Source organism: Aquimarina sp. MMG015, assembly GCF_018100855.1.
Lineage (GTDB): Bacteria > Bacteroidota > Bacteroidia > Flavobacteriales > Flavobacteriaceae > Aquimarina > Aquimarina latercula.
In genome coordinates this window covers 322,773-345,202 of sequence record NZ_JAGJEB010000005.1, presented here as the reverse complement: position 1 = coordinate 345,202, position 22,430 = coordinate 322,773, and the positions used below count along the sequence as shown (strand labels likewise).

The window sequence follows — 22,430 nt, the reverse complement described above, 5'->3', positions numbered from 1 at the left end:
GTAACCAAAATTATTATATCAATAGACTACATTTAAAAACCTTTTTTAATCCTAAAAGTTTACAAAATAAATCTATTCTAAATTATCTAATTAAAGAAAAACTACCTGCAAACACCCTTCTTCCTCTATTCGGATCACGATCGGACTGTTCATTAAACTCCACCCTAAACCAATACTGCGAAGAAGGCATTAAATTTCCATTATAAGTACCATCCCACCCAGCTCCAGTTGGATTCAATTGTTTCAACAATTTTCCATGTCTATCAAATATATAAACCAATGCGGGAGTAGGTTGATCTTCTGGATTGATTAAATTCCATGTTTCATGAAAACCATCTCCATTAGGAGTAAAATATTTAGGATACCCTAAGATCATAATATCAACAGATGTTCTTTCATTATCTGGACAATTAACATATCTAGCAACGATACGATAATCCCCAGGAGGGACCCCTTCAAATATTGGCGAAGATTGGTAAGGCCTAGATTCTACAAAATTACCATCCATATTTACATCTCTATCTAATCGATATTCAAAATCAGTAAATCCTTCTGCCTCTACGATTGGGTCCGTAGATATTTCTGCCGTTATAGTATAACTCCCCGCAAACGATTCTTCTGTAATGGTATACCCAACCTGAAATGTAATTTGAGAAACATCTAACACAGAAACTTGATCAGGAGAATCTGGCACTTCTATACCGCTGGCATCAAAACCTCTTAATCTATAAATCCCGTTAGAAGTAACATTATCGTAAAAAGGAAAAGTAGCACCTGGAATATCCACAAAATTTGTATCTCCTAAATCCGCTCTAGACCATTGAAAAGTTTCCGCAGCAGGTACAGCTGGAGGTCCAGTACTTGCAGGAAACCTTCCTTCTATTGTTAAAGGAAACTCTCCACAAGTAGCAATCCTATCCTGAGGTATACCTGGCTCTAGCACACTGCAATCGGTTGTTCCTGCTCCATCTTCTCCAAGATTTGTCTGCTCTAATTGTATTACTCCCGCTTCATCAGAAAAATTAGTAATCAATACTATGTAAAATTCTCCTGTCTGAGCATTTGGTATTGTAAATGTTTCTATAAAATTATCATCTGATGTTCTAGCATAACTACAATCTACAATGTTTGTATTATCTTCATCATCGATATAAAAATCAGGTTCATCAGCATTATTTACGCATTCTGCTGGCCTAATATTATCGCCATCTCCATTAAGATCACACCCTCTTGACAACTCGTCATCACAATTAATAATGAAAGAAGTTTGAAAAGGCCCCCATGCAATAAAATCAACATCAAGCTGTCTTTCATCACGATCCAAACGATTATCTCCATCGGTATCCATCCATTGTCTTATATCAAAAACCAGTTCTCCGGATTCATCAATAAGCAAAAAGTACCAAGAAGGATTTGGCGTAGTGTTTAAACATCCAACTTCTCCTAACCCATCAATATCACCAATTGTATTGGGAAATGTTAGTTCTAAAGAAGCATCTGAACAGAATGGCTGAGCGTTTCTACAGGCAACATCAAAGTCCTGCGCGTTTGTTAGTGTACTATTAAAAAAAAACAGTACAGACAATAATAAGATTTGAGGTAGTAATTTTGTCATGTTTTATATAACGTAGGTTCGTCTATTTTCTTGTGTAGGAATTAAATTTACTAATTTTAATATATAGTGCGTATAAAAGTATCATATTATTTATAATTGTTAACATAGCTTTCACTAAGTAAAAAGACAAAATCGTATCTTTGCAGCCTGTTTATAGTTGATTTTATTCGATTTCGAGAAATCACTTAGATTTATTGATAAGAATCAACACTAAAACTATAGGAAATTTAGAAAAAGAATACGTTGGAATTGTAAATAATTTTACTTTCAATTTTGAATAGAAAATACTGATTGAAAAGTAATAATTAGTAATTTAATTTATTGATGTTTCTACTCATAATTCTTTTTATTTGATAATAATAAAATTTTGAACTTGTGAAGATAGACAAGGCCCTTGAAGCTATTGAAGCGCTAGGTGATAATCATGTAGCTACTAGCGCAACAACTCCTCTTAGAGAAGATGCATTTAAATTAAGTGATAAAGAAAAAATCGCTTTAATTAGAGAAGATGTAAAGCATATTATGGAAACTTTGGGATTAGACCTTGATGATGATAGTCTTAAAGGAACTCCCCAACGAGTTGCGAAAATGTTTGTGAATGAAATTTTTTCTGGTTTGCATCCACAAAGAAAACCAGAGGCTTCTACCTTTGACAACAACTACAAATATGGAGAGATGCTAGTAGAAAAGAATATCACAGTATATTCTACTTGCGAACATCACTTACTCCCAATTATAGGAAGAGCTCACGTAGCATATATTTCTAACGGAACGGTTGTGGGATTATCTAAAATGAATCGAATAGTAGATTATTATGCAAAACGCCCTCAAGTACAAGAACGTTTAACTATGCAAATTGTTCAGGATCTTCAGGTAGTCCTAAACACCAAAGATGTTGCTTGTGTAATAGATGCAAAACATCTATGCGTAAATTCTAGAGGAATAAGAGATATCGAAAGCAGCACAGTAACTAGCGAATTTGGAGGGAAATTTAAAGATCAAGCTGTACGCAGAGAATTCCTAGACTACATTAAATTAGACACCACGTTTTAATTTTATATTTATTCAATCAATAATCACAAGAACTCATTAAAATCATGGCAATAGCTCCATTGTACAAAACTCAAAAACTAAAAATTTACAACTCAATTTCGGGTCAAAAAGAAGAATTCATTCCAATTACTGAAGGTAATATTGGAATGTATGTTTGTGGCCCAACCGTTTATAGTAATGTACATTTAGGAAATTGTCGAACTTTTATTTCTTTTGATTTGGTTTACAGATATCTTAAACATTTAGGGTTTAAGGTGCGTTATGTTCGAAATATAACAGACGCAGGACATTTAGAGAATGATGCAGACGAAGGAGAAGACAAAGTTTCTAAAAAAGCAAGATTAGAACAATTAGAACCTATGGAAATAGTGCAGCGATACACTTTAGATTTCCATAACATTTTAGCGAAATTTAACAACATACCTCCTAGCATAGAACCAACTGCTACAGGTCATATTGTTGAACAAATTGAAATGATTAAATCCATAATTGATAATGGTTTTGCATACGTAACGAATGGCTCTGTATATTTTGATGTTAAAAAATTCAATGAAACTAATGATTACGGAAAATTAAGTGGTCGTAATCTTGAAGATATGATTGCTAATACCAGAGAATTAACTGCACAAAGTGATAAAAAAAACCCTCAGGATTTTGCTTTATGGAAAAAAGCAGAACCGGAGCATATTATGCGATGGCCATCTCCTTGGAGTGATGGTTTTCCTGGATGGCATCTAGAATGTACGGTAATGAGTACTAAATATCTAGGCGAAAAATTTGATATTCACGGAGGCGGAATGGACCTTAAGTTTCCACACCATGAATGTGAAATCGCCCAAGGAGAAGCAGCTTGTGGTGTTAGTCCTGTAAATTACTGGATGCACGCTAATATGTTAACTCTCGATGGTAAAAAGATGTCTAAATCAACAGGAAACATCTTATCGCCAGCTGAAATTTTTAATGGAGAAAGCGACAAACTTAACAAAGCTTTCGCCCCTAGCGTTGCTAGATTTTTCATGCTTCAAGCGCACTATCGAAGTATCTTAGATTTTTCTAATGATGCTCTAGAAGCTTCAGAAAAGGGTTTTTATCGACTCATGGAGGCAATTGAAACTTTAGAAAATCTAAAAATAGGTGACACTACAGAAGGATTTCATGTTCAGAATTGGGTAACAGAATGTTATGCTGCTATGAACGATGACTTTAATAGTCCCATTCTAATTGCTAAACTTTTTGAAGCGGTAAAATTCATTAATTCAATAAAAGAAGAAAAATCTTCTGTATCAAAAGAAGATTATGAAATGCTAAAAACTAAAATAAGTGAACTAGTATTCGATGTTTTAGGATTGGTAAATGTTAACGAAGCTTCTTCCGATATTAGCGATAAACTTTCTAGTACGGTTGAATTATTAATTCATCTAAGAGCAGAAGCAAGAGCAAATAAAGATTTTGCAACTAGTGATAAAATCAGAGACGAGTTATTAGCTATGGGAATTCAACTAAAGGATGGCCGTGAGGGAACTACTTTTACTCTAAATTAATTTAATATTTTATTTTGGGTTCAAATTTAACCTTAAAAAAGGTTTTAATACTACCATTTATTGGAGTTGTGAAATTATACCAACATGTAATTTCACCTTTAACTCCTGCTACCTGTCGTTATCAACCTACTTGCTCGCATTACACTGTAGAGGCACTAGAAAAGCATGGATTGTTTAAAGGTGGAAAACTAGCCATAAAACGTATTTTTAGTTGTCACCCGTGGGGAGGTAGTGGATATGACCCAGTTCCGGATGCCGACACCAAAGAAAAAAGGAAAAGTTAAACTTATCCCCACACCTGTTTATCTCATTAATGTTTTATTTATAATTTTGAGTTCAATTAAATACCTATATTTACCCTAGAAAAATAATTTTCCACATGATATTCTCTAAAATAGTATGGAATCCTATAGAAGGATTTGATCTTGGTTTTTTTGTTATTCGTTTTTACAGTCTGATGTTTGTAGTTGCTTTTTCATTAGGATGGTATTTAATGAAGAAAATATATATCCGTGAAAAAATTTCAATGGAAAAACTAGATTCTGTATTTATCTATGCAGTCATAGGTACTTTATTAGGAGCTCGATTAGGTCATGTATTCTTTTATGATTGGGATTATTACAGAAATAATTTACTAGAAATCATTTTACCTTTTAAATTCAATCCAACATTTGAATTTATAGGATTTAGAGGACTTGCAAGTCACGGGGCAGCTATAGCATTTATTATAGCTATGTATTATTACTCTAAAAATGTTTTAAAAAAACATCCTTTATGGATTATGGACAGGGTAACGATTCCGGCAGCTTTCGGAGGAATTTTTGTTCGACTAGGAAACTTTTTTAATTCAGAAATTATCGGAGAACCTTCCGAAGACTCTGCCTTTGGAGTAAAGTTTATAAGGGATGGTTTAAGCAAAGGAGAAGTTGTAAGAGAAACAGGAATTAAAAATATTAATGAAGCGTACTCCGCTATTGTAAACAATCCTAAATTTGCTAATCTACTAGAAGCAATTCCATATCGTCACCCCGCTCAATTATACGAAGCATTTGGATATATTTTTGTATCATTAATACTTTGGCTATTATACTGGAAAACAGACAAACGAAACAACAGAGGGTTTTTATTTGGAATGTATATGATGCTTATATTCATTGTTCGTTTTATTGTAGAATATGTAAAAACAAGCCAGGATGGATTTGGAGATGGACCTAACGGAATACTTTCTACTGGCCAGTGGCTAAGCATACCTTTTATATTAGTTGGACTCTATTTTGTAGTAACAGCTAAGAAAATTAAAGAAGACGCAAAGTCATATACTTTAAAATAAAAAACACGCCATTTATAAAAAAGAGAGTAATAACTAGGTTATTCTATTTAAAAACCTCATTAGATTCTTTTAGTTTCTCTCTACTTTCTACGAATTATAATTCGTCTATTATTTTACGGATATTTCTATTAATAATATTACCAAGATCCTATAAAATTAATCTTATTCGATGATCGGTTATCCTACTTTATAAATAATTACATGTTCTAATTTTTGCAGATTTGTCGCCAGAAGAAACAATATGCATAAAATTACATATACACAGAAACATATTCAACTGAGTTACCTTGTTATAAACTAATATTCAAATATTTGATATTCTCAAAAAAAACCATCTACACCATGTGTTTTACAAGTTTATTAGTTAATTATTGTTAATAAATACATTAAAAGCGTGAAATTAACATTTTTTTTATTGTTTTTGGTTGACCAATATATAATTTGGTTAACCAAATAAATATAACACAAATTATAACTACTAATTTTACGATTATGACAATTTTAATTTACAAAAAAAGAAATATTATCAATTTATTATTTAAACCAACAGTACTCATTGTTCTTTTATTGACTGCTATTTCATGTGAAGAAGAAGCTATATCGGATACGGATATAACCAATATTGCAGAAGACAACGATCTTAATAATCTCTCTAAAGCATCTTCTGATACTCCTTGGGATTTTGATAGTTCTTACTCCAGTAATGATGATTTTCAAGTTGACAATGATGGTGGAGGAGCTCATAATTGGAATGAACGCGAATATAAGGATGATCCTAACGACAATGGTTTTGACATCACTGATTACATTTATGTTGACGGTAGTCGATTAATCTTACAGTGTCCAAATGGTAATGAAAGAAGAAGAGCCGAATATAGAGATCAAACCAATATTGATATGGATCGTAGAAATCGATTAGATCTCACCTTTGATGTTAGAGGTTATGACAACAGACACGAACTTATTTTAGCACAACTACATAATGATCATGGAGACGCTCGTAGACCATATGCAACTGTAGTGGCAGAAAACGGAAGAATTCGCCTACAAAGAACGAATGCACCTACAGGATCTAGTACTACAACCGCTGCAGAAACCATCCCATTCAGACAAAATGATCGGTACAGAATTAGAATGGAGACCCCTAATGGCTCACGAAATCTAGATGTAAGAATTGACAACCTAGACACTGGAGAAAGAGCTCGAAACACTTTTAGTTTTGATTCTGACTGGAGTAGATTAGATGGTAATTTTTATTGGAAGCATGGAGCCTATATGCCTGATGGAGGTTCGAATAATACACGTCAAAGAGTGGAAACAATTTCATTTGCTACCAACAGGACATAATAATTCAATTTCTTATTGACTAGTGATCGATTTTTTTTAACCAAAATTATTCAGAAAAAAGGTTGTGCAAATATTTTTACACAACCTTTTTCAATCCCATAAATATCACCCAACTCTATTCGATTAGAATACCTCGTTAGACTCTTTTAGTTTCTCTGTATTTTCTACCAGTTGTAACTCATCTATTATTTTCTGGATATCTCCATTAATAATATTACCAAGATCGTATAAAGTTAATCCTATACGATGATCAGTTACCCTACCTTGCGGATAATTATATGTTCTAATTTTTGCAGATCTATCACCAGAAGAAACCATACTCTTACGTTTTTCTGAATCAGCAGCTTGTTTCTTTTCTAATTCAATATCATATAAACGAGAACGTAGTACTTTTAAAGCTTTTTCTAAGTTTTTATGAGATGATTTCTGATCCTGACAACTAACAATCATACCTGTTGGCTCGTGATGCAACTTAATCGCAGAATATGTGGTATTTACAGATTGTCCTCCAGGACCTGTAGACGTAGTTCGTTCAATTCTTACTTCTGTCATATCGAGCTCTACATCAAACTCTTCTGCTTCTGGCAACACCATAACAGTTGCTGCACTAGTATGCACTCGTCCTTGAGTCTCCGTCTGAGGAACACGTTGTACACGATGTACTCCTGCTTCGAACTTCATTGTTCCGTACGCATCCTCACCATTTACTTCAAAAATAATTTCTTTATACCCTCCACTAGTTCCTTCACTAAGATCTACCACACTAGTACTCCATCCTTTACCTTCACAATACTTGGTATACATTCTGAATAAATCACCAGCAAAAATACTTGCTTCATCACCACCCGTTCCGGCACGAATCTCCACTACGCAGTTTTTAGCATCTTCTGGATCTTTAGGCACTAGCATATACCGTATTTTTTCCTCTAAAGCTGGTAACTCTTCTTTGGCCTCTTCTAATTGCATTTTTGCCATCTCCACCATTTCCGCATCGCTACCATCTGCAATGATCTCTTCCGCTTCTTTCTTATTATCAGTCAACTCTATATAATGATCTCTCTCATCCATCAATGCTTTTAGATCTTTATATTCTTTATTGAGCTGCACATACCTTTTTCGATCAGAAATAATATCTGGTTGAATAATAAGATCTGTTACCTCATCAAATCGTTGCTTTACAATATTTAATTTATCAATCATAGTTCTATCTATCCTGTAAGTAGAATTTACAAAAATACGTTTTTTTGTCCAAAGGTCATATTGACTTTTAATATTCTGGGGTATAATTATTAATATAAAAAAGTTGTATTTTTATCCTTCAAATGCTAAAAGGCTCGTACACATACAATCACAAACTACTTTTTAGTTGGTTTATCACACTTTTACTTTTCTTAGGTATTGGTGGCTATACAAATTATACCCAACCAATTTCTTATGAAAATACTATCGAATTAGTAATTTCTTCTAAGGAAAATAATCTTAAAACTACTTCTTACAACAAAGTCATAAAGAGTGACCAGAAATTTAGATATTATAATTCTGATTTACAATTCTTAGTAAGATTCCATAATAGCATCCACATTGTTAAGGGTAAAGAATTTAGCAATACTATTTCTTTAACTTTAAAACATAAAATATTCTTTCCAAAGAACACTAATTACACTTCTGAGGAAAATTCTTTTCATATAGGGTAATCCCTTTCTTTAAAGGCTTTTTAGCCAAAAAAAATAATTATTTACACCATTACCAACAACTGGTAGTACATATTACATTATTCCTAAAATGAAAAGGTTAAAAAAAATTATGAGACGTATCGTCTTACTGCTATTCATTATTATGGTAACTATGATTCCTGTACCTATCTTTTTTCAAAAAAAAGAAGGAAAGTTTAATGATGAGAACACAATTGAACTTGTAGAGACAAAAGAAGAAGAAACAGAAACCAAAACAGTTCGGTTCAATGACGAACTAGGATCATAATAAACTAGGCAAAACAACTAAATTCTGTATTCGAGAGTCTAGACACAAACATCTAGACTCTTGAAAATCTATGCTATTTTTCTTGCCCCTAAAGCGAAGTAAATAATAGCTCCAAAAATAATAATTAGAAAAACTGGTAAAAACCATATCCCTAAATTTTCAGAATGACCTAATGCAACTTGAACAGATTTATATAAAATAAAAACGAAAGTCCAGGTAATAGTTAGGTTTAACACTCGAATAAGCCTCGTACTATTCCTGTAATATTTAGATGCATTATCTTTAGTAAATGCTTTAGGGTAATTAAAAACATGAGGTGATTTATTTAAAACAAAAAGACCTGCCGCGAGAAACAAACCAATAATCGGAAGAAACCAAATCATGGATTTAGAATTATAATCATCTGGAGTTCCTTTTGCATTAAAATGAGTTGGAATCATTTCTGGAAGATCTTTATAATAAAACAACGGAATTAAAATCAAAGTAATCAAACCAATTAGCATTATTATTTCTAACAAAACATCTATCAATCCCTTTTCAACTTTAATAATTGGATTACCCATAATATAACTTTATAAAATTCAATATAATAATTAGAAATTAAATTACGATTTTTGAATGTAATGGGTAATTTAAAAATAGGACTAGGTGGAGGATGTCACTGGTGTACAGAAGCCGTTTTTCAATCCTTAAAAGGTATAACCTCCGTTGAACAAGGTTATATAAAAAGCACTGGAAACAACAACTCTTTTTCGGAAGCTGTAATCATAGTATTCTCACCCGAAATAATAAGTCTAAAGGACTTAATTGAAATTCATTTACTTACACACAAAAGCACCTCTAATCATAGTTTTAGAGAAAAATACCGAAGTGCGATTTATTATTTCAAAAATGAACAAAAGCCAATTATTGAAACAATTATTATTCAACTAAATGAAAATTTTCAAAATCGATTAATAACAAAAGTTTTAAAATTTAATTCTTTTAAACCTTCGAGAACAGAATTAACCAACTACTACAAGAAGGACCCAAAAAAACCGTTTTGCATACGATATATTCAACCCAAATTAGAGTTTCTTAGAAACAAGTATTGGGATAAAATGAATTTTTAAACAGGTAATCCTTAAAGATTTTGAAAAATTAGTATTCACAAGTTTTATACTTGTTTTATACAGATAGGACAATCCAACAATATAATTTAGTTATAAGTGTATGTTCCGAATTCGCTATTTATTGTTAGTTTCTTTTCATCTGATCCCTCAACACGTCCAACTATTTTAGCGTCTACATTAAAGTTTTTTGAAATTGAAATAATTTCATCTGCAATTTCTGGAGATACATATAACTCCATTCGATGCCCCATATTAAAAACTTGATACATTTCTTTCCAATCCGTACCAGAATTTTCTTGGATTAACTGAAATAAAGGAGGTACATCAAATAAATCATCTTTAATAATATGTAAATTATCTACAAAATGCAAAATTTTAGTTTGAGCTCCTCCACTACAGTGAACCATTCCATGAACGTCCGAACTATTAAACTTAGATAAAATACTTTTTATTATAGGTGCATAAGTTCTCGTTGGAGACAATACTAATTTACCAGCATCAATTGGTGCGTTTTTTACCTCATCTGTAAGGTTTGTTTTTCCAGAGTACACCAATTCAGAAGGTACTGCAGCATCAAAACTTTCAGGATATTTCTCCGCCAAAATCTTATGAAATACATCATGACGAGCAGAAGTAAGACCATTACTCCCCATACCGCCATTATATTCTTTTTCGTAAGTCGCTTGACCAAAAGAAGCCAAACCTACTATCACATCTCCTTCTTTTATATTAGCGTTATCAATAACATCTTTACGCTTTACACGAGCTGTTACCGTAGAGTCTACTATAATTGTTCGCACTAAGTCCCCTACATCAGCGGTTTCTCCACCAGTAGAATGGATAGTAACTCCAAAACCTTTTAATTCCTCTAATAACTCCTCAGTTCCATTAATAATTGCAGAAATTACTTCTCCAGGAATCAAATTCTTATTTCTTCCAATAGTAGAAGACAACATAATATTATCAGTTGCTCCAACACATAATAAATCATCTATATTCATTATTAAAGCATCTTGAGCTATACCTTTCCATACAGAAACATCTCCTGTTTCCTTCCAATACATATAAGCCAGAGAAGATTTGGTACCTGCTCCATCCGCATGCATTATCAAACAATAATCCTCGTCACCAGTAAGGTAATCCGGAACTATTTTACAAAATGCTTTTGGAAAAAGACCCTTATCTATGTTCTTTATAGCACTATGAACATCTTCTTTAGATGCCGAAACTCCACGCTGAGCGTAGCGTTTACTTACTTCTTGACTCATTATTACAGTATTAAACGGATAGTAAACCGCAAAGATAATTGAATTTACCTCAATCACTAAACTCAATATAAAAAATCCCAAATTCAAGTATTAATATTCTTGAATTTGGGACACAAAACATGTATCTCTAGAAAGATATTATTCCCAATCTGCCATAGAAGCGCTCGTAATTAAATCAGCTCTATTAGCTATTTCTAAAATTGACATTGTTTGTATGTTTTTTTGTGATATTCCATCGTTAGAAGTGTTTACAAAAATAACGGAAGCTTCATTTGGAGAAAACCTTCCATCCAAATCATTAGTCCCAGCCGGTTTTTCAATAGAGATATCTAAATTAGAACTATCATCAAAATTATATATAAATATGTGAGAATCTAATTGTCTATATTCACTGCTTTCAAAACCAGAAATATCACGACTATATAAAAGTTTAGTCCCATCAACAGAAAGATTTATACTTCCTGCAGCTCCGGAAACTCCTGACAATATTGTATCAAGAACAGTTCCTGATGTATTGATCGTAAAAATCGTTACCTCGTAACCTTCTAAATTATTAGTCTTAAGTACAATTACATTATTATTATCATTCGTATCTACTTCTGAAATAAGATCTCCGTTAGAGGTTTGATAAACTAAAACTAGACCACTTCCATCAGCATTAATACTATATAATTTATCTTGATTAGGGAACAACAATTTAGCACCATTTTCTGTCCAAGAAAAATCGATTTCTCCTAAATTAAATCCAGCAACAGAAACTTGAGAAGTAACCTGCATCATTTGAGAACCATCTTCATTCATTGTAAACAAATGCGTCTGCGAACCAACAGATTGTAGAAAAGCAATCTTACCTGTTCCCACATGACGTCTAGGCCTAAAACTATTCTTAGTTTCTGATGTCAGTTGGATCTCTGTACTTCCTTGTTCATCCGCAGAATAAATTACTCCGTTATCATCGATTGATCTCGTATACACAATTCGATTATTTGGAGGACTCATAGTTTCAAAAGCAAAACTACTACTGTTTACAGAATCATTTATCCCATCATTACTACTTACTTGCCAAAAATATTTAACCTTATAGGAAAGATTGGTAAGCGTATAGGTTGTATCCGTAATATTTTCAAAAACTTCTACTTCAGAGTTTTCATCATTACGCAAAGTAATCGTATAAGTAAGAGCATCATCATCAGGATCAGAACCTGTCCAAACTAATGTAACCTCCAATGGTTGATCTACAGAATTATCTGCTGGCGAATCTAAGATTGCAGCATCAGGTGCTCTATTACCAGCCGTCTCTACATCCATCTCAAAAACGATCTCCAACTCTCGATCAGCAATAATTGATATCGCTTCAAATTGCGCTAATAATCCATCTCTCTGAGCGGCAAGAGAATAATCACCAGAAGGAATATTCTCAATAATATATTCTCCATCAGCATCAGTAAAAACTGTGCTTGAAGAAGGGTTTGTAGATATTTTCACATTCTCTAGAGGCTCATTGGTTCCCACGGCCACGACTCTTCCTCTAACAGCACCCAAACCTTCTAAATCTATTGTATCTTCGCTACACGAAGTGATAGCAAAAACCATAAATACTGTTATTATTTTTATTATGTATTTTTTCATTTTCATCAGGGTTTTATCCTTTAGGAACTTCACCATTTTCAATTACTTGTCGATTTCTTTTTTTTAGTTTTCTAAGCTCTTTATCTTCTCTTCGTTTTTGTTTACGAAGTTCTTTATCCATTTTCAAAGGAGTTTTAAAATACCAATTTAAACCTAAAGAAAAATTAAAATATTGATCATCTCTTTTACCTTGAGTAACATTATCTAACTTATCACCTAATACAAGATTATGGGTAGCACCTAGCGACACTCCTATATGATCAGAGACTAAATATTCGATACCTCCTCCATATTGAAATTTAAAAAAGGTTCTATCAAAATCATCACTATTTACAGTTCCCATTCCTCCAAAGAAATAAGGTGTAAGTTTTTCAAAAGGCAATAGAGTCAACTCTGCATTTACATCAATTGCATGAAACCCCTCTGAGAATGCTCCTTCATTTCGCAATTCAAACTTACTAATACTTGCATTAGCATTTAAGTATGGATTAAAATACCACTTACCTCCTACTCCTATGGAATATGATAAATCCGCGTTATTATAATCTCCACTAATAAGAGCCATTCCTCCGTTAGCGAATAATGATTTTTCTCCTCGTCTTTCTTTAAAATATCGTTCATAGAGCCCAGTATTATGTGCTTCATTCTTCTCTTCATTATAATCTGCTACTAACGCATTTACTTTTTCTGGTTCTGCTTTGGAACTCCAAAGCTTATCTTCTATACCTTCTATTATCAAGGCTTCAACTGCCTTTTCTATCGCTTCAGAAACCGCTATCTGTCCGGGTTCATTTTTGGTAAAACCAGTTTCGGCTTCTAACAATCTACTGAACTTAACATATCTAAAAAAACTAGCATCTAATGCCTGTGATAATATTGTTTTAGAGACATAAACTGTTTTTAAAATTTTACCACTTGATGTAGAAACAGCTCTTAAATATACCGTAATTCTATCTTGTCTATATTGAGTAGAACCACCTATTCCAAAATATCTTGCTCCCAATCCTCCCGTAATGATATTAGAGTCATAGGAAACAATACCACCTTCCAAAATAATTCCAGCATACAATAATGGTGGTAATTGAGGTTCTTTAGAATTTTTATTTTTTCTATATTCTTTTCTAGTAGAACGAATAATATTTCGCTCATTCAATAAATTACTAAGATTTTCTCTTTCGATAGGTACGAACCACTTAGAATCTTCTAAGGCTTTTACCAAAATGGTAGTTGCCCCTTGAGTAACAGCGGTACTAAATGTACTTCCTGCTTCAGTAGGCTTATACTGACCTGTTTGATCTCTAAATTTATACACTCCTACCACTACAGGTTCCGTAGGCCTGGGGAAATCTCTTAAAGTCTGAGTAAACTGTGTATCCTCCCCAATTCTTGCTTGTTCTATTGTAATAGGCTGATTAAAATAGGTTCCACATCCGGACAACAATATGACACAAGAAATTACTAGAATTACTTGATAAAACTTATGACGCATTAAAAATTAATTAGGAATTATTACTTGAGATTGATCTCCGGTGCTAGTATCTAAAATGTTTATCACCAATCCTTCTCCAGAGGGAAAAATCTCAATAAACAATGTTCCAAAACTAAAAGTACCTTCAGTTAGTCCCTCTTGTCCGAATTGTTCATTAAATAAAGTTCTGGATATCTGACTTAATAATTGGTTATTTAGACTTTCTGTAAATCTTTCTAACTCTGATCTATCATCAGCGTTCGGATCATTTTCATCTGTAAATGTATTCTGGGCCTCTGCAGAACTTAACAGCCATTGATAATTAAAAGTATCACCTCCAAAAGCAGGGTTTTTTGGCCGATATACTAAGTCTTGTCCATAGCTAAATTGAAAAGCTGAGAAAACAAGCAAAGTAGTTACTATGATTGACTTCATATGTTTTAATAAGTAATTAATACTGAAAAATATCTCTTTTTTGTTTTTTAAGATCTTTAAAATATTTGTAGACCCGACGTATTGAAATTTTAGACATTTGCTCTAAATATTCTACATCTGGTTTTCCAAGGAATTCATGAATGACTCTATCTTCTATTTTAACCTGGATAATTGTACTTCTACCAAAACTAAGTTTTTCATAAACTCCAACTATTTTAGAACCATTTATTCTATTCAGTGTATAAGAATTATAAAAAAACTCATAAAAATCCTTTCCAGGTTTTGTTTTTGTTTCTTCAATAACAATACCTTTTAATTCGATACCATCATCTTCTACGTACTCTTCTTCTTTTTCTTTTTTTTTCGTTTCTTCATTAAAGGCAATTCGATCTTTACCCACTATTGTTTCTTCTTCATAAATCAACAAAAGTATCACAATTTTATCTTGCTCATCGACACCTACAGATGTAGCAGCAAGACTCTTTTGTTCATTAGCTTCTAATGTAAATCTTTCTTCTTGATTGTTTTTAGTAACATTATTTTTACTGTCTGTTCTAAAAACTGAAAATGTATATTTTAAACTTTTATAAACCTCTGTAGCATTTGTCGCTTCTGCACTAATAGAAACAATATCATCTATTCTTTCTGTTTTAATCTTAGCGACTACTTCTATATTGGTATGCTGACCATTCGAGAATTGAAATACCAAAAAAAACAGTATGACCAGTTTAAAGTTCATAAGAAGTAATAAAATATCGTTTAAAAACTCCTAACAATAATTGTACGAGCATTACCCGTCATTTTAAACTTTAAATTTTTAGTTAGCTCGTTACTACCAAATCGTTCGAATGACAGATTATCTCCTTCTTGAAGAATTTCGAGATTTGTTGAAATATCTCGGTTAAATGAAAAATCTATTACTGAATTATTATTACCGTTCTGAGTTATTAACTTTTCAATTTCGCGAGAAGTTTCATTTATATCAATTAAATTTTGCTCTCCATTCTGACTTAAACGAATATCGGACCGCTCCGCTGTTATATTAGAAAACACCTGGTTATTAGCACCTACTTGCTGGATAAATACTGCGCTATTATTTATCATACTCTCCCTTGCAAGCTGCACATTAGTATTACTTTCTATTTGATTCAGTGTTATGAATCGTTCTTGACTCCCTACCAATGATTCATCTCGGTTCTCGCTATTCTGAGCGTAGGAATTTCCACAGAGAAATAAGCCTAACGCTATGATATAAAATGTGAAGTATTTTTTCATTAGTAAAAGGGTTTTAAAAGTAGTAAAAGAGTTACACTAACTAAAGGTCAGTGTAACTCTCTCAAATATATTAAAAATATTTCTTAAAGCTCTCCTCCAGAACCGCTCTGTGTTACAACAGCAGCGTTACCTGTTCCACTTTGAAGAATGATACTACTATGAGACTCTCCAGTTTGAGTTACAAAAGTAGTGTTACCTGTTCCAAACTGAGTATCTTGTGCAAAGTTAGAATCTCCTAATTGGAAAATATCACTGATATTACTAGCTCCATTTTGTAAAGATTCTGCAATGTTTTCATCTCCTATTTGTCCTTGAAGTACTAAGTTTCCTTCTCCGAAAATACCGAAGTCACCTTCTTGAGAAGCTGAAGCAACATTTCCATTACCTGATTGGAACTGACTTGCAATATTATCTCCACCGAAAAATGCTAAATTTTGAGTTGCAGAAACAGAGTTTCCATCACCTAACTGAGTTTGAATAATAAAATTATTATCTTCTTCGTGTTGAGCAAATGCCTCATTCTCGTCTCCAGACTGTAATTGATCAACAACACCACCTCTAGAATCAAAGAAACTACTACCTTGTAATGAAGTAGCTACGTTACCTCCACCAGTTTGTGATTGAATTAACGTATTATTTGTTCCCCACTGCTCTCCACTTGCTAAGTTAGCTTCACCAACTTGTCTCTGGTCAGCAGTATTAACATCTCCTACTTGCGCCATAGAAGCTGTATTAAAAGAACCATCCTGAATAATTAAACTAAAGTTTTCTTCACCTCCTTGAGAAGTAGTTGCTGTGTTAGCATCTCCAAACTGACCTTGACCAGCATAATTTAATGATCCATTTCCGAAGAAACCAGCTCCTTCTTGAGAGATCGTAGCATTGTTACCATTACCTTCTTGAAGTTGCTCAGAAAGATTATCTCCACCAAAATTTAATAAATTTTGAGTAGCAGAAGCAGTATTTCCGTTTCCTATTTGTACTTGATAAACTTCATTTCTGTCCTCTTCATGCTGAGCGAATGCGCTATTCTTATCTCCTGTTTGCATTTGAGTAACAATTCCGTTTCTAGAAGCGAATGCTTCACTACCCTGAATAGCTTCTGCATTATTACCTGCTCCTAATTGAGTTGTAGTGTTTGTATTTGCTAAACCTACTTGCGTAATGTTAGCAGCATTCATATCACCCGATTGATCAACGCTACTAGCATTTGACTGTGCAACCATCACTGACGCGCTTAATAAAGTTGCTAGACTAAAAATTACTTTTTTCATACGTAAAATATATTAAATTTGATTAATAATTCAATTCTCAATAAACATTTTGGGGCGTACGATTGAGTGATAGATATTTATCAATACCTAACGCTCTTTCCTTATAAAAAATCTGGGGGAGTCGTTCTGCAAATAATATTTATGCGCTATTGCCGAACAAAGCAAATTTATGAAAACCTTAAGGGTATTTTTACATATTCTGTAAGAATTCGACAAAATGCATTACGGAAAAGCCATAAAAACCAGAGTTTTATATGATTTTGTCAAGGGTTTAACAGATATTAATTTTTTGTTAAGAATAAAACAAAAAAAATAAATGGTCAGTAAATTCTTACCTATCTAGTAAAAAGAAGCTCTCTGTACTTAGTTAAAGGCCACAACTCATCATCTACCAACAACTCTAATTCATCACAACTATATCGAATCTGATCAAAGAGAGGTTTTACTTTCTTACAATAATCTAAGGCCTTCTTTTCTATATTAGATAATTTGTTAGCTTTTCTTCGTTCTTCGGTCATTTCATTGACTTTAGTATTTATCTCACCAATATGTTTAGAAATTTCTTCTATAATCTCCATCTGTTCTTTTGCATATTTCTTAAAATCTTTATCATAGAGATTTTTTAATCCAGAAACATTACTAATTAGCATGTTTTGATACTTAATCGCTGTAGGAATAATATGATTCCTTGCTACATCACCCAATACCCGACCTTCAATCTGAATACGCATTACATATTCTTCGATTTCGATTTCATAACGTGCCTCTGCTTCTATTTTATTCATTACACCCATTTCTTCGAAAAGGTCTATTGTTTTTTTAGAAACCTTGGCTTTTAATGCTTCTGGAGTTGTTTTATTATTACTAAGACCTCGCTTTTTAGCTTCTTTCTCCCAAGCCTCTCCATATCCATTACCTTCAAAAAGAATACTTTTAGATTGCTTAATATACTCTCTTAATACATTAAAGATCGCCTCATCCTTTTTTAGACTTTTCTTATCGATTAGCACATCAACTTCTTTCTTAAATTCCACAAGTTGTTTTGCCACTATAGTATTTAGTATTGTCATCGGATTAGCACAATTCGCTTTAGATCCAACTGCTCTGAATTCAAACTTGTTTCCAGTAAACGCAAAAGGAGATGTTCTATTACGATCCGTATTATCTAACAAGATTTCAGGAATTTTACCAACTACATTAAGCTTTAAATCCGTTTTTTCTTTTGGAGATAACTTACCGTCAGTAACACCTTCTAATTCTTTTAGGACAGAAGTAAGTTGCTCTCCTATAAAAACAGACATAATAGCAGGTGGGGCTTCATTAGCTCCTAACCGATGATCATTACTAGCCGAAGCTATTCCTGCTCTCATCAACTCTTCGTGCTCATTAATAGCCTTAATTGTATTTATAAAAAATGTTAAAAACTGAAGATTACTCATTGGTGTTTTACCAGGTCCTAATAAATTTACACCTGTATTCGTACTTAATGACCAATTATTATGCTTACCGGATCCATTTACTCCTGCAAAAGGTTTTTCGTGTAGCAGAACCTTTAGATTATGCCTAGAAGCAACTTTTTCCATAATATCCATTAATAAAGAATTATGATCAACTGCTAGATTAGTTTCCTCATAAATAGGAGCAAGTTCAAATTGATTCGGAGCTACTTCATTATGTCTAGTTTTTACAGGAATACCCAATAACATACATTCAATTTCTAAATCTCTCATAAAAGCCAAAGCCCTATTAGGAATACTCCCAAAATAATGATCATCCAACTGCTGCCCTTTGGCAGAAGAATGACCTAAAAGAGTTCTACCAGTCATTACAAGATCCGGACGAGACTCTACTAAAGCTCGATCTATTAAAAAATATTCTTGCTCCCATCCTAATGAAGCATTTACTTTTTTTACATTTTTATCAAAATACTTCGCAATTGCTGTAGCTGCAGTATCAACTGCATGTAAAGCCCTTAACAATGGCGTTTTATAATCTAGAGCTTCTCCTGTGTAAGCAACAAATACAGTTGGTATACACAAAGTAGTTCCATAAATAAATGCAGGTGATGTAGGATCCCAAGCAGTATAACCTCTAGCCTCGAATGTATTACGGATACCACCATGAGGAAAAGAAGAAGCATCAGGTTCCTGTTGTACCAACTGACCACCACCAAACTTTTCTATCCCTAAACCATTACCTATAGTTTCGAAAAATGCATCATGTTTTTCCGCAGTTGCTCCTGTAAGAGGTTGAAACCAATGTGTATAATGAGTTACTCCTTTTGACAATGACCAATCCTTCATTGCAGATGCAATCTGATCGGCAATTCTTCTATCAATCTTAGTTCCATGATCAATCGCATCCATCACGCTACTATAAGCGTCCTTAGTTAAATATTGGAGCATCGTTGATTGATTAAATACATTCTCCCCAAACAAGACAGATCTACGTTCTGTTTCTGTAATTACCACAGAACTACGATTTAATGCTTCTTTTAATGCTTGGAATCTAAGTGTTGACATAATTGAATAAGTTTTTTACAAATATAAAAGAAGTTTTTATTGTTGATATTAAAAAAATGCTCTTTAAAAATTAAAATAAAACCAAAATACCCTGCAAAAAAGTAGGGTGTTGATAAAAATTAATAAAAAAACTACAATTGACCCCCTATTTTTTTTCCGTTATCACAAAATAAAACTAATTTTGAAACCTTTAAGAGTTCAATTTATAAAGTGTTAATTATGAGTAAAGCTAAATTAGAATACATTTGGTTAGATGGTTATAAGCCAACTGCTAATCTAAGAAGTAAAACAAAAGTTGAAGATGATTTTAGTGGAAAGCTTGAAGATTGTCCTGTATGGTCTTTTGACGGTAGTTCTACAAAACAAGCAGAAGGAGGATCTTCTGACTGTTTATTAAAACCAGTTGCTATTTATCCAGATCCAACAAGAAGAAATGGATACCTAGTAATGACTGAGGTTCTTAATGCTGATGGAACTCCACACGAATCCAACGCAAGAGCTACAATTGATGATGATGGTGATTTCTGGTTTGGTTTCGAACAGGAATACTTTATTATGGACAAAAACACTCAATTACCTTTAGGTTTCCCTGTTGGAGGATATCCTGGACCACAAGGTATGTATTATTGTTCTGTTGGAGGTAGAAATACTCACGGTAGAGACTTTGTAGAAGAACACGCTGATTTATGTATTGATGCTGGCCTTAACTTCGAAGGTATCAACCAAGAAGTTGCAAGTGGACAATGGGAATTTCAATTATTCTCTAAAGGAGCTAAGAAAGCGGGGGATGAAATATGGGTAGCTAGATACCTACTAGATAGACTTACAGAAAAATATGGATACTATATTGAATACCACCCAAAACCAGTAAAAGGTGACTGGAATGGTTCTGGTATGCACGCTAATTTCTCTAACGAAGTATTAAGAACTTGTGGTTCTAAAGAAGTTTACGAAACTATTTGTGAAGCATTTAGACCAGTAACTAAGGAGCATATCGCTGTTTATGGTGAATTTAATGACCAAAGATTAACAGGAGAACATGAAACTCAATCTATTAATGAATTTTCTTACGGAATATCGGATAGAGGAGCTTCAATAAGAATTCCTATTATCACTGTAGAGAATGGATGGAAAGGATGGTTAGAAGATCGTCGTCCTGCATCTAATGGTGATCCTTATAAAATCGCTGCTAGAATCGTTAAGACTGTTAAAACAGCTGATATTTCAGCAGTAACAGCATAATTGATTTGATGCAAGTGTAACTAACTAAAAGTTTGTTAAACGCAAAAAAGCCTTCAAAGTACTTTGAAGGCTTTTTTATTCTCTTATCCTAAATAAAATACCAATTTAAACTACCATTGTACTAATAACTCATTAAAAACAAAGATTACATCTTATTAAACCTAAAAAAAGAATAAGCTACATCCCGCAATAACTATATATGTGTATAAATTTCTATTGCAAGAAAAAATCAAACTAACAGTAAATAAATCAATTTAAAACAAACTAACAGAAACCATTAAGCTTACATAAAACTATCTACTTTAAAAAAACCAAGGCAATAAATACGCAATAACAAGAAAAGATCAAAAATCCTTTTGGTCTACCTAAAACCATTTTTTTAGGAATAAATGCCAAAGGCAATAAAATCATTGCAAATCCTAACATCCAAAATATATCTATATTCATTAAACGAGTATCTGTTACAGCGATAGGTTGAATTAAAGAAGTAACACCTAAAACAGATGCGATATTAAAAATATTAGAACCTATAAGATTTCCTAGAGAAATTGCTTTTTCTTGTTTCAATGCTGCAATTACTGAAGCTGCCAATTCAGGAACACTAGTCCCAATTGCAACCATCGTAAGACCAATCACAGCTTCACTAACTCCCATTCTAGTTGCTATATCCTTGGCTCCTTCTACTAACAACTCTGAACCAAAATACAAAGCTACACCACCAATGAGCAACCAGAGAATCATTTTAAAATTAGATATCTTTTCTAACGAATCATCAACATCTTCTACCGTTTTATCAGCGTGCTTTCTTGCTCTTCTTATCAACAAAAACATATACACAAAAAGTGATCCTAATAATACCCCTCCTTCAACTCTGGTAAGAACACCATCATTATCTAAGAAAAAATAAAGTACTAAAGACAAAAGCATCATCACTGGCCAATTAAACTTATAAAAATCTTTATCTATAGCCAATGGACCAATTAATGCAGTAATACCTAAAACCAACCCAATGTTAGCAACGTTTGATCCAATCACATTACTCAAAGAAAGATCAGCAGAGCCTCCTAAAGCAGCCTGTAAACTAACTAACAACTCTGGCGCAGAAGTAGCAAAAGAGACTACTGTAAGGCCTATCACCATTTTTGAAAGCTTTAATCTAAACGACAATGCTACCGAAGAACGCACTAAATATTCTCCTCCAACTACAAGAAGTACAAATCCTATAATTACAAAAAGTACACTCTGAATCATATGCTGTTAATTTGTTTGCGAATATAAAATAAGTATACCATATGTAATGAATATAACAATCATTTTTTAGTAGTAACTCTGCTTAAAA

The 22,430-nt window shown here is 32.9% G+C and carries 21 protein-coding genes; 9 read left to right on the top strand and 12 right to left on the bottom strand.

From position 1 onward, the window contains the following. Positions 1-82 precede the first annotated feature (82 nt). Positions 83-1,615 (bottom strand): T9SS type B sorting domain-containing protein, encoded by a 1,533-nt coding sequence (locus J8L88_RS12035; protein ID WP_247666470.1) that lies wholly within the window; start codon positions 1,613-1,615, stop codon positions 83-85. 375 nt (positions 1,616-1,990) lie between these two features. On the opposite strand from J8L88_RS12035, the gene folE reads away from it, so the two are divergent. The 5 genes from folE (at position 1,991) to J8L88_RS12010 (ending at position 6,886) form a co-directional block, all read left to right on the top strand. After that, a complete protein-coding gene (folE, locus tag J8L88_RS12030; protein ID WP_027392415.1) occupies positions 1,991-2,668 on the top strand; it encodes a GTP cyclohydrolase I FolE in 678 nt (225 codons plus the stop codon). Positions 2,669-2,712: 44 nt separating this feature from the next. Continuing rightward, entirely contained in the window at positions 2,713-4,209 is a 1,497-nt protein-coding gene (gene cysS / locus J8L88_RS12025; protein ID WP_027392416.1) for a cysteine--tRNA ligase, read from the top strand. A 14-nt stretch (positions 4,210-4,223) separates the two neighbouring features. Further along, on the top strand, positions 4,224-4,493 hold the full coding sequence (gene yidD, locus J8L88_RS12020; RefSeq protein WP_211060840.1) for a membrane protein insertion efficiency factor YidD: 270 nt from the start codon (positions 4,224-4,226) through the stop codon (positions 4,491-4,493). 95 nt (positions 4,494-4,588) lie between these two features. Beyond that, positions 4,589-5,539: a prolipoprotein diacylglyceryl transferase gene (lgt, locus tag J8L88_RS12015; RefSeq protein WP_027392418.1), complete on the top strand. Its 951-nt coding sequence runs from the start codon at positions 4,589-4,591 to the stop codon at positions 5,537-5,539. Positions 5,540-6,031: 492 nt separating this feature from the next. Further along, entirely contained in the window at positions 6,032-6,886 is an 855-nt protein-coding gene (locus tag J8L88_RS12010) for a polysaccharide lyase family 7 protein (protein WP_118387025.1), read from the top strand. Between the two features lie 123 nt (positions 6,887-7,009). On the opposite strand, the gene prfA is transcribed toward J8L88_RS12010, so the two are convergent. Beyond that, complete coding sequence (gene prfA / locus J8L88_RS12005) at positions 7,010-8,086, bottom strand: peptide chain release factor 1 (RefSeq protein ID WP_027392420.1); 1,077 nt, start codon at positions 8,084-8,086, stop codon at positions 7,010-7,012. Positions 8,087-8,208: 122 nt separating this feature from the next. Between prfA and J8L88_RS12000 the strand changes: the two genes are divergently transcribed. Both J8L88_RS12000 and J8L88_RS11995 read left to right on the top strand, forming a co-directional pair. Beyond that, the gene (locus tag J8L88_RS12000; protein WP_211060839.1) at positions 8,209-8,580 is read left to right on the top strand and encodes a hypothetical protein; all 372 of its coding nucleotides are present in this window, start codon (positions 8,209-8,211) and stop codon (positions 8,578-8,580) included. Between the two features lie 109 nt (positions 8,581-8,689). Continuing rightward, positions 8,690-8,866 (top strand): hypothetical protein, encoded by a 177-nt coding sequence (locus tag J8L88_RS11995; RefSeq protein WP_155839637.1) that lies wholly within the window; start codon positions 8,690-8,692, stop codon positions 8,864-8,866. Positions 8,867-8,934: 68 nt separating this feature from the next. Here J8L88_RS11995 and J8L88_RS11990 read toward each other — a convergent pair whose 3' ends face one another. Then, entirely contained in the window at positions 8,935-9,429 is a 495-nt protein-coding gene (locus J8L88_RS11990) for a DUF1648 domain-containing protein (protein ID WP_035084879.1), read from the bottom strand. A gap of 60 nt (positions 9,430-9,489) precedes the next feature. Between J8L88_RS11990 and J8L88_RS11985 the strand changes: the two genes are divergently transcribed. Beyond that, positions 9,490-9,978: a peptide-methionine (S)-S-oxide reductase gene (locus J8L88_RS11985; protein ID WP_118387031.1), complete on the top strand. Its 489-nt coding sequence runs from the start codon at positions 9,490-9,492 to the stop codon at positions 9,976-9,978. Positions 9,979-10,064: 86 nt separating this feature from the next. Here J8L88_RS11985 and J8L88_RS11980 read toward each other — a convergent pair whose 3' ends face one another. From J8L88_RS11980 to J8L88_RS11945, 8 genes are all read right to left on the bottom strand, one after another. After that, positions 10,065-11,246 carry an AIR synthase related protein gene (locus J8L88_RS11980; protein ID WP_211060838.1) on the bottom strand — a complete coding sequence of 394 codons (1,182 nt, stop codon included), beginning with the start codon at positions 11,244-11,246 and terminating at the stop codon, positions 10,065-10,067. Positions 11,247-11,384: 138 nt separating this feature from the next. Next, the gene (locus J8L88_RS11975) at positions 11,385-12,875 is read right to left on the bottom strand and encodes a carboxypeptidase regulatory-like domain-containing protein (RefSeq protein WP_247666469.1); all 1,491 of its coding nucleotides are present in this window, start codon (positions 12,873-12,875) and stop codon (positions 11,385-11,387) included. Between the two features lie 13 nt (positions 12,876-12,888). After that, complete coding sequence (locus J8L88_RS11970; protein ID WP_118387037.1) at positions 12,889-14,364, bottom strand: CsgG/HfaB family protein; 1,476 nt, start codon at positions 14,362-14,364, stop codon at positions 12,889-12,891. Between the two features lie 6 nt (positions 14,365-14,370). Continuing rightward, positions 14,371-14,778 carry a curli production assembly/transport component CsgF gene (locus tag J8L88_RS11965; RefSeq protein WP_027392426.1) on the bottom strand — a complete coding sequence of 136 codons (408 nt, stop codon included), beginning with the start codon at positions 14,776-14,778 and terminating at the stop codon, positions 14,371-14,373. Between the two features lie 16 nt (positions 14,779-14,794). Further along, positions 14,795-15,517, bottom strand: coding sequence for a CsgE family curli-type amyloid fiber assembly protein (locus J8L88_RS11960; RefSeq protein ID WP_211060837.1), 723 nt, complete (start codon positions 15,515-15,517; stop codon positions 14,795-14,797). 20 nt (positions 15,518-15,537) lie between these two features. Then, positions 15,538-16,053 (bottom strand): hypothetical protein, encoded by a 516-nt coding sequence (locus J8L88_RS11955; RefSeq protein ID WP_027392428.1) that lies wholly within the window; start codon positions 16,051-16,053, stop codon positions 15,538-15,540. Between the two features lie 83 nt (positions 16,054-16,136). Further along, entirely contained in the window at positions 16,137-17,327 is a 1,191-nt protein-coding gene (locus J8L88_RS11950; RefSeq protein ID WP_035084888.1) for a hypothetical protein, read from the bottom strand. A 335-nt stretch (positions 17,328-17,662) separates the two neighbouring features. Beyond that, entirely contained in the window at positions 17,663-19,849 is a 2,187-nt protein-coding gene (locus J8L88_RS11945) for a glutamine synthetase III (RefSeq protein ID WP_027392430.1), read from the bottom strand. A gap of 219 nt (positions 19,850-20,068) precedes the next feature. Here J8L88_RS11945 and J8L88_RS11940 point away from each other — a divergent pair, with 219 nt between their 5' ends. Further along, positions 20,069-21,091, top strand: coding sequence for a glutamine synthetase beta-grasp domain-containing protein (locus tag J8L88_RS11940; protein WP_027392431.1), 1,023 nt, complete (start codon positions 20,069-20,071; stop codon positions 21,089-21,091). Positions 21,092-21,388: 297 nt separating this feature from the next. Here the strand turns inward: J8L88_RS11940 and J8L88_RS11935 are convergent, their stop codons facing one another. Next, positions 21,389-22,342 carry a calcium/sodium antiporter gene (locus tag J8L88_RS11935; RefSeq protein WP_027392432.1) on the bottom strand — a complete coding sequence of 318 codons (954 nt, stop codon included), beginning with the start codon at positions 22,340-22,342 and terminating at the stop codon, positions 21,389-21,391. Positions 22,343-22,430: the final 88 nt, after the last annotated feature.